The organism is Gordonia sp. CPCC 205515, from assembly GCF_048537925.1.
In the GTDB taxonomy this organism is placed as follows: domain Bacteria; phylum Actinomycetota; class Actinomycetes; order Mycobacteriales; family Mycobacteriaceae; genus Gordonia.
The window spans coordinates 1-9,171 of sequence record NZ_JBCLVJ010000009.1; the positions used below are offsets into that span (position 1 = coordinate 1).

At 66.5% G+C, this 9,171-nt stretch carries 7 protein-coding genes; 6 read left to right on the forward strand and 1 reads right to left on the reverse strand.

Features of this window, described 5'->3' with window-relative positions; translation table 11 throughout:
• Positions 1-340 precede the first annotated feature (340 nt).
• Together AAFP30_RS14960 and lysS are read left to right on the forward strand one after the other, a co-directional pair.
• Positions 341-760, forward strand: coding sequence for a rhodanese-like domain-containing protein (locus AAFP30_RS14960; protein WP_419230742.1), 420 nt, complete (start codon positions 341-343; stop codon positions 758-760).
• Between the two features lie 101 nt (positions 761-861).
• Positions 862-2,391: a lysine--tRNA ligase gene (gene lysS / locus AAFP30_RS14965; protein WP_419230743.1), complete on the forward strand. Its 1,530-nt coding sequence runs from the start codon at positions 862-864 to the stop codon at positions 2,389-2,391.
• Positions 2,392-2,507: 116 nt separating this feature from the next.
• Here lysS and AAFP30_RS14970 read toward each other — a convergent pair whose 3' ends face one another.
• A complete protein-coding gene (locus AAFP30_RS14970) occupies positions 2,508-4,079 on the reverse strand; it encodes a FadD3 family acyl-CoA ligase (protein WP_419230744.1) in 1,572 nt (523 codons plus the stop codon).
• 42 nt (positions 4,080-4,121) lie between these two features.
• On the opposite strand from AAFP30_RS14970, the gene AAFP30_RS14975 reads away from it, so the two are divergent.
• The 4 genes from AAFP30_RS14975 (at position 4,122) to AAFP30_RS14990 (ending at position 9,081) form a co-directional block, all read left to right on the forward strand.
• Entirely contained in the window at positions 4,122-5,402 is a 1,281-nt protein-coding gene (locus AAFP30_RS14975) for an acyl-CoA dehydrogenase family protein (RefSeq protein ID WP_419230745.1), read from the forward strand.
• Positions 5,402-6,223: an SDR family oxidoreductase gene (locus tag AAFP30_RS14980; RefSeq protein ID WP_419230746.1), complete on the forward strand. Its 822-nt coding sequence runs from the start codon at positions 5,402-5,404 to the stop codon at positions 6,221-6,223. The genes AAFP30_RS14975 and AAFP30_RS14980 overlap by 1 nt, the downstream gene beginning before the upstream one ends.
• 32 nt (positions 6,224-6,255) lie before the next feature.
• On the forward strand, positions 6,256-7,413 hold the full coding sequence (locus AAFP30_RS14985; RefSeq protein ID WP_419230747.1) for an acetyl-CoA C-acetyltransferase: 1,158 nt from the start codon (positions 6,256-6,258) through the stop codon (positions 7,411-7,413).
• 156 nt (positions 7,414-7,569) lie between these two features.
• Positions 7,570-9,081 carry an aldehyde dehydrogenase family protein gene (locus AAFP30_RS14990; RefSeq protein WP_419230748.1) on the forward strand — a complete coding sequence of 504 codons (1,512 nt, stop codon included), beginning with the start codon at positions 7,570-7,572 and terminating at the stop codon, positions 9,079-9,081.
• The last annotated feature ends 90 nt before the right edge of the window (positions 9,082-9,171 follow it).

Consider the following 9,171-nt stretch of genomic DNA (forward strand, 5'->3'; position numbering starts at 1 on the left):
CCTGAATTCCATTGACGGCGCCCATCTCACCTCAGAATATTCACGTCGACCCCTCGACCATGAGCGCCGTCAATGCAATTCAGGGCGCCGTCAACGCAACTCCCGGCGTCAGCCGGCCCAACGCAACCACCCGAGGCGCTGTCGATGCGAGGCAGGGCGCTGTCGACGCGAGGCTGGGCGCTGTCGACCAGAAACCTCTGGTGCTCGGCGCCGATCTGTGGCAGACTGTCGCCCGTGATCAAGAGCTGTCTGGAGTGTTGTCAGGGCTGAGTTCCGCTTTCGCGGCCGCCCGATCTCTTCACGACCTCTGCTCATTTCGATCATCCTCAGGACAACTCTCATGACTGCCGTCCTCGCTTCCCGCGATCTCGTTGCCGCTCCCATCTCCGACGCTCGGCTCTCCGCCCAGTCCGCCGACTTCCACGCCCTCGTCGCCGCGGGCGTCACCCCCATCGACGTGCGCAGCCAGCGCAAGCGCGACCTCGACGGCGTGCTGTCGGGTGCGATGGCCATCGACGCCGCTGAGGTGCTGGCCCGCCTCACCCCCGGCGACGCGGAATCACTGAGCCGCGCCACCCTCGACGCCCGCTGGCTGCTGATCAGCGACGACGGCCACGAGGCCGAATGGTTGGCCTGGCATCTGCAGGCCCGGGGCATCACCGGCGCGACCTTCCTCGTCGGCGGATTCCGCGCCCTGCGCCGCGACCGCGTTACCGGCCGCATCAGCGACCAGGAACTGGCCGCGATCTCCGCGCACTAGGCGGTCTGTCTTCGATTGCCGAGGGGGCATCCTGGCGTGGGCGACCATGCAGGTGACATCGAGCGTCACCGCATTCGGGGCGGTCCGCTAGGGTTTCTGGCGTGAGCAACACCCCTGACCCGAAGAACCCCGCGCCCGACGTCGACGACAACACCCCGGAGCAACTCCGGATCCGTCGCGAGAAGCGCGAGACGATTCTGGGTGAGGGACGCGAGGCCTACCCGGTGTCGATCCCGCGCACCGCAAGCCTGGCCGAGATCCGAGCCAAGTATCCCGACCTCGAGGCTGGCACCGAGACCGGTGAGGTCGTCGGCGTCGCCGGGCGCGTCATCTTCCTGCGCAACAAGGGCAAGCTGTGCTTCGCCACTTTGCAGGAGGGCGACGGCACCCAACTGCAGGCGATGGTCAGTTTCAACGGCGTCGGCGAGGACGCGCTCAAGCGGTGGAAGGCCGAGGTCGATCTCGGCGACATCGTGTTCATCCATGGTGAGGTGATCAGCTCCCGCACCGGCGAACTGTCGGTGATGGCAGACGAGTGGGACATGGCGTCGAAGTCGTTGCGGCCGTTGCCGGTCGCCCACAAGGACATGAACGAGGAGACCCGCGTTCGACAGCGCTACGTCGACCTCATCATGCGCCCGGAGGCGCGCAGCATCGCACGCACCCGCATCTCGGTGATCGCCGAACTGCGAAAGGCGTTGGACCGCAGAGGCTTCCTCGAAGTCGAGACGCCCATGCTGCAGACGCTGCACGGCGGCGCTGCGGCCCGCCCGTTCTCCACGCGGTCGAACGCCTTCGACATCGACCTGTTCCTGCGGATCGCGCCGGAGCTGTTCCTCAAGCGCTGCATCGTCGGCGGTATGGAGCGGGTCTTCGAGATCAACCGTAACTTCCGCAACGAGGGCGCCGACTCGACGCACTCGCCCGAGTTCGCGATGCTCGAGACCTATCAGGCCTACGGCACCTACGACGACGCGGCGAAGATGACTCGTGAACTCGTGCAAGAGGTTTCGGAAGGCGCACTCGGCACGCTGACACCCGAGATGGCCGACGGTTCCACCTACGACCTGTCCGGCGAGTGGACGTCGTTGGAGATGTATCCGTCGCTGTCGGAGGCGCTCGGGGAGGAGATCGTGCCTGCGGTCACTTCCGTCGACGAGCTGCTGGCCATCGCCGCCCGCGTCGGCCTCGAGATTCCCAAGGACAAGGGGTACGGACACGGCAAGCTCGTCGAAGAACTCTGGGAACACATGGTGGGGCAGCACCTTTCGCAGCCGGTGTTCGTCCGCGACTTCCCGGTCGAGACCTCGCCGCTGGTGCGTGCGCATCGCTCGGTGCCGGGTGCCGTGGAGAAGTGGGATCTCTACGTCCGTGGCTTCGAATTGGCCACCGGCTATTCCGAACTCGTCGATCCGGTGATTCAGCGGGAACGCTTCGTCGACCAGGCCCGCCTTGCTGCGGCCGGCGACGACGAGGCGATGGTGCTCGACGAGGAGTTCCTCACCGCCATGGAGTACGGCATGCCGCCGACGGCGGGCACAGGTATGGGCATCGACCGCCTACTGATGGCGCTCACCGGCCTGGGCATCCGCGAGACGATCCTGTTCCCGCTGGTCAAGCCCCGCGCCTAACAGCGTCCAGTAGAGTTCTTCCCCCTGCCGCATGAAGACTCTCCGGTTGCAGCAGAGGGATCGCTATGGAGGCGGGGGAAGAACAGCCGGGGTCAAGGCACGCTGAACCGCATCGCTTAGTGGGCGGTGGCGGTCAGGTCCCGCTTGAGGATCTTGCCCGCGGCGTTGCGGGGGAACGCGTCGACGAACACCACCGACCGCGGCACCTTGAAGTTCGCCAGGTGCTCCTTGGCGTAGGCGATCACCGCATCCTCGTCGATGTCGGCTCCCTCGCGGATCGTCACGTACGCCCGACCCACCTCGCCCAGCCGGCCGTCGGGCACGCCGATCACCGCGGACTCGGTGACCCCGTCGATCCGGGCGAGGGTCTGCTCGATCTCCGCGGGATAGACGTTGAAGCCGCCGCAGATGTACATGTCCTTGAGGCGATCGGTGATCTTCAGGTTGCCGCGATCGTCGAGCGTGCCGATGTCGCCGGTGTGCAACCAACCGTCGGCGTCGATGGTTTCGGCGGTGGCAGTTGGGTCGTCGAGGTAACCGCGCATCACCATCTTGCCGCGCGCGAGGACCTCGCCCTGTTCGGACAGCGTGATCTCCATGCCGTCGAAGGCGCGGCCGCAGGTGTTGGCGACGGTGTCGTCATCGTCATCGGGCGTGCAGGTCGAGACGAATCCGCTTGCTTCCGTGAGTCCGTAGGCGGTGATGACGGTCTCGACGCCCAGGTCCGATTGCAGACGTTCGATGAGCACGACAGGCACGATGGCGGCACCGGTGACAACCAGGCGTAACGACGACAGGTCGTGGTCGGAGCGGGTGGGGTCGTCGAGGATGGTCTGGAAGATCGTCGGTGCACCGGGAAACACGGTGGCGCGCTGGGCTTCTGCGAGCTTCATCGCCTCGGTGGGGGAGTAGACCGCCAGCGGGATCATCGCCACGCCGAACAGGGTGCACGGCAGAATGCCGGCTTTGTAGCCGAAGGTGTGGAAGTACGGGTTGACCATGAGATAGCGGTCGTCGGGGCCGAGTTGCCCGTTGGCGCCCCACGCCTGCGAGCCGGCCATGGTCTGTTGATGTTCGGCGAGAACGCCTTTCGACTTCCCGGTAGTGCCCGACGTGAACAAGATGTCGGAAATATCCTCGGGCGCAACCGCATCGGCCCGCTGATCGGCCTCGACTCGGGTGTCGTCGGTGGCGCGTGAGTGAAAATCACACCACGACAAGACGCCCTCCGGCGGATCGTCGGTGGTCTCCAGCAGTATGCCGACGACGACATCCGGCAGTGACCCTGCATGATCGCGCAGGAGGTCGGCGAGATGGTTGCCGCCCAGGAACCCCGTCGACACGACGACGGCCTTGGCATCGGAGCGCTCGATGATCTCGACGGCCTCGCCGGCGGTGTAGCGCGTGTTCAACGGCACCAGCGTCGCGCCGGCGTAGTGCACGCCGAGTGCGGCGACCGGCCAATGCCAACTGTTCGGCGACCACAATGCCACCCGATCACCGTGCGCGATCCCGGAGGCGACGAGCGCCCCGGCGAACGTGCGCACCTCGTCGAGGAACTCCGACCAACTCAGTGCCATGTGCGGATGCGGAGAATCGGCCCACTGATCGTCGATAATCGCAGGAGCGTCGGGCCACTTCTGGGCGGCCCGACGCAGGGCGGCAGGCGTCGTCAGGATGCGATCCATGCTCCCAACCTAGCACTTGCTTGGTACGCTATGCTAGCGGGCATGACCTCGATCAACCTGGCCGATCGGGCGGTAGACCTCGGCGAATGGGCGCGCACCACACCGAACGCCGCCGACGAGTTCGCGTCCGCGGTACGGACCTGGCTCAACGACAACCTGGTCGGCGAGTTCGCACACCTCGCGGGGCGCGGCGGGCCGGGCAGTGAACATGAATTCTTCGACGCCCGACTCGCTTGGGACCGGCATCTGGCCGCAGCAGGCTGGACCTGTCTGGGCTGGCCGACACGGTACGGCGGCCGGGGTGCGACGCTCGAGCAGCGCATCATCTTCCACCAGGAGTACGCGCGGGCCAACGCGCCCGCGCGCGTCAACCACCTCGGCGAAGAACTCCTCGGGCCGACGCTCATCGAGTTCGGCACCGAGGAGCAGAAGCAGCGCTTCCTGCCGGGCATCGTCAACGTCACCGAACTGTGGGCGCAGGGCTATTCCGAACCCGGCGCCGGCTCCGACCTCGCCGGGGTGTCGACGAGTGCTCGATTTGACCCTTCGACAAGCTCAGGGAGCGGGGGAAGCTGGGTGATCAACGGCCAGAAGATCTGGACATCGCTCGCTCACGTGGCGCAATGGGTATTCGTCATCTGTCGCACCGAACCCGGCTCCACGCGGCATCACGGCCTGAGCTTCCTGCTCGTACCGCTCGATCAACCCGGTGTCACCGTCCGACCCATCCAACAGCTCACCGGCACGTCGGAGTTCAACGAGGTCTTCTTCGACGACGCCGCGACCGACGCCGACCTGATCGTCGGCGAACCGGGTGACGGATGGAAGGTCGCCATGGGGCTGCTGCAGTTCGAGCGCGGGGTGTCCACGCTCGGGCAGCAAGTTGGCTTCGAGCGGGAACTCGACGATCTGATCGGTATCGCCGAATCCACGGGCGCGGCAACCAATCCGGAGATTGCGACCCGACTGACCCGGGCGGGCATCGGCCTGCAGGTCATGCGTGCGCACGCGCAGCGGACCCTGGCCGGCGACATCGTCTCCCAAGCCGGCGCGGCTTCGGTGTCAAAGCTCCTGTGGGCCAACTGGCATCGCGACCTCGGTGAGCTCGCGATGGCCGTCGTCGGCGCATCGTCGCTGATCGGTCCCACCCACACCTCCGAGGGCGTCGCGAACAACATCACCACCCCCGACCACGTCGAACTCGACGACTGGCAACGACTCTTCCTCTTCACCCGAGCCGACACCATCTACGGCGGCTCGAATGAGGTGCAGCGCAACATCATCGCCGAGCGTGTGCTCGGTCTACCCCGAGAGGCCCGATAGTGTCCGAAACCACCGTCACCCCCGTCCGCTCGCCGCTGGCGACCCCGCCGGAAGAGGCTCCCGGACACGGTCTGCTGGCCGGCCGCAAGGTCGTCATCACCGCCGCCGCCGGCACCGGCATCGGCTTCGCCGCAGCCCGCCGCGCACTCCTCGAGGGTGCCGACGTGCTGATCAGCGACTGGCACGAGCGCCGCCTGGGCGAAACACAGGAAAAGCTGGCCGCCGAGTTCGACGGACAGACCGTGGCGCAGGCCACCTGCAACGTGCAGGACTCCGCCGAGGTCGACACGCTGATCACCACGGCCGCTGACGAACTCGGCCGCATCGATGTCCTGATCAACAACGCCGGACTCGGCGGCGAGACACCCGTCGTCGACATGACCGACGAGGAATGGGACCGCGTCCTCGACATCACCCTCAACGGGACCTTCCGTGCCACCCGCGCCGCACTGCGCTACTTCCGGGCCGTCGAACACGGCGGCGTCATCATCAACAATGCCTCGGTACTCGGGTGGCGAGCCCAACGCGGACAAGCACATTACGCCGCGGCCAAGGCCGGCGTCATGGCGCTGACCCGATGCTCGGCCGTCGAGGCCGCCGACTTCGGCGTCCGGATCAACGCGATCGCCCCGTCGATCGCGCGACATCCGTTCCTGGCCAAGGTCACCAGCGACGAACTACTCGACGAACTCGCCTCCCGCGAAGCCTACGGGCGCGCGGCCGAGGTCTGGGAAGTTGCCGCGACCATCGCAATGCTCGCCAGCGACTACACCACCTACCTGACCGGCGAGGTCGTCTCGATCTCCAGCCAACGCGCCTGACCAGAACCCCGAAACATCCAGCAGGAGAACACATGTCCACACCGCAGGCCTACATAGTCGACGCCATCCGCACCCCGGTCGGCAAACGCAACGGCTCCCTCGCCAAAACACACCCCGCCGACATGGGCGCCCACGTCATCTCCGCGATCGTCGAGCGCACCGGCATCGACCCCAACGTCGTCGACGACGTCGTGTTCGGCTGCGTCGACGCGATCGGCCCGCAGGCCGGCAACATCGCCCGCACCGCATGGCTGGCCGCCGGTCTGCCCCTGGATATTCCGGGCACCACCGTCGATCGCCAGTGCGGATCGAGCCAGCAGGCCATCCACTTCGCCGCGCAGGGCGTCATGAGCGGCACCCAGGACGTGGTACTCGCCGGCGGCGTCCAGAACATGAGTGCCATCCCGATCTCGCAGGCCATGATCGCTGGCCAGGAGTTCGGATTCACCACGCCCACAGCCGAATCCGCCGGCTGGAAGGAGCGGTTCGGCGACGCGGAGGTATCCCAGTTCGTCGGCGCCAACATGATGGCGGAGCGCTGGGACATCAGCCGGGAGGACATGGAACGCTGGGCATTGCAGTCGCACGAGCGGGCCCGCGCCGCGATCGCCGAAGGTCGCTTCGAGAAGGAAACCGTCGCGCTCGGCGACTGCGTCGTCGACGAGTGCCCGCGGGAGACCTCGATGGAGAAGATGGCCGGCCTCGCACCGCTCGCCGACGGCTCCCGACTCACCGCGGCCGTCGCGTCCCAGATCTCCGACGGTGCGTCGGCGGCGCTGGTGGTCTCAGAGCGCGCACTCAAGGAATACGGGCTGACCCCACGCGCCCGCATCCACCACATGTCCGTGCGCGGCGACGATCCGGTGATGATGCTCTCCGCGCCGATCCCGGCCACGAAGTACGCGCTCGGCAAGGCCGGCCTGAGCATCGACGACATCGACGTCGTCGAGATCAACGAGGCGTTCGCGTCGGTGGTATTGGCCTGGCTGAAGGAGACCGGCGCCGATCCAGCGCGAGTCAACCCGAACGGCGGCGCCATCGCGCTTGGTCATCCGCTCGGTGCGACCGGCGCCAAACTGTTCGCCTCCCTGCTGAACGAACTCGAACGCACCGGCGGCCGGTATGGCCTGCAGACCATGTGTGAGGGCGGCGGCACGGCCAACGTCACCATCATCGAACGCTTGTCCTGATCATCGGTCACTGTGCACCTGCACATCCCCGGTGGCGAAAGTATGTGAATACGAACGTCGCCAGATATCTGTGAGCTGCTGCATACTAGGATGGAACAACCACTTGAGTTCGTCTCAGAGTGGCCCCGCCACCGGCACCATCGGAGGAATCCTTTTATGACCAAGCCAGCAGAGGTGAACACCGCGACCACCAGCGGCCGCGTCTCATCTGAAGCGCACACCATGACCGAACTGCTGGAGATCCAGCGCGCCGGGTTCCTGCGCGACGGCATCCCGGACGCCAAGACACGCATCGATCGGATCACCCGGTTGTCGGCGCTGCTGCTCGACAACGCCGAGGAGATCGCCGAGGCGCTGGCCGAAGACTTCGGGTCGCGTCCGCGGGAATTGTCGCTGGCCACCGACGTCGCAGGCTGCATGATCGACCTGACCCATCAGCGTCGCGGCGTCGAGAAGTGGATGAAGGAGTCCAACACCGCCAAGCTTCAGGGTGCGCTCGGCTTCAAGCAGCGGGTCCGGCATGAGCCGCTCGGCGTCGTGGGCATCATGGGCCCCTGGAACTTCCCGCTGCAGCTCACGTTCGTGCCTGCCGGGTCCGCGTTCGCCGCGGGCAACCGAGTCCTCATGCGGCCGTCGTCGATCACCGCCCGCACCACCGACGTGATCGCCAAGCACGCCCCCGACTACTTCTCCATCGAAGAGTTGGCCGTGATGACCTCCAAGCACGGCGGCGGCTCGGACTTCGCCAAACTCAAGGTCGACCACATGTTCTTCACCGGGTCGCCCGACGTCGGCGCCTCGGTCGCGCAGGAAGCGGCCAAGAATCTGGTGCCGGTCTCTCTCGAGCTCGGCGGCAAGAACCCCGCCGTCGTGGATGTCGACGCCGACATCGACAAGGCCGCGAAGATGCTGGCCGAGGCCCGCATGGCCAACGGCGGCCAGGTGTGCCTGTGCCCCGACTACGTGTTCGTGCCCGAGGCCAAGGTCGGCGAGTTCACCGACAAGGTGATCGCCCGGTGGACCGAGATGTTCCCCACCATCCGCAACAACGCCGAGTACACCTCGACCATCAACCAGAAGAACTTCGACCGCATCGTCGGACTGATCGACGACGCCGAGAAGCTGGGCGCCGAGAAGCGTCAGGTCGTCCCGGCCGGCGAACCGCTGCCCGACAGTGAGAAGCGCAAGATCCCGCCGACCCTGCTCACCGGTGTCAAGGCGGGCATGAAGATCGAGGAGGACGAGGTCTTCGGACCGGTCCTCACCGTCTACCCGTACCGCGACCTCACCGAGGCGATCCGCTACATCGCGTCGCACCCGCACCCGCTGACCATGTACTGGTGCGGCGACGACAACGCCAACTTCAAGCGGCTGGCCGACGGCACCCGCAGCGGTTCGATCAACGGCAACGACTTCGCCCTGCACATGTTCGGCGCGGAACTGCCGTTCGGCGGTGTGGGCCGCAGCGGCATGGGTGGCTACCACGGCAAGACCGGCTTCGACACGTTCAGTCACGAACGCGCCGTTGCCTTCTCGACGATGCCGTTCACCGTCTCCGAGATGATGTCGCCGCCGTTCACCAACCGCGACCGCAAGATGACCAACGGTCAGATGTCGCTGTGGAAGAAGATCAACTCCCGTGCCATCAAGCGGGTGAACAAGAAGTGAGTCGGTAGCGCTTGACCTGAACTGCCATCGTCGGGCCGGGGCCAGAAGGGCCGGCCGCGACCCGGCTTGGGCGCCGGCTCGCGCCCGGGG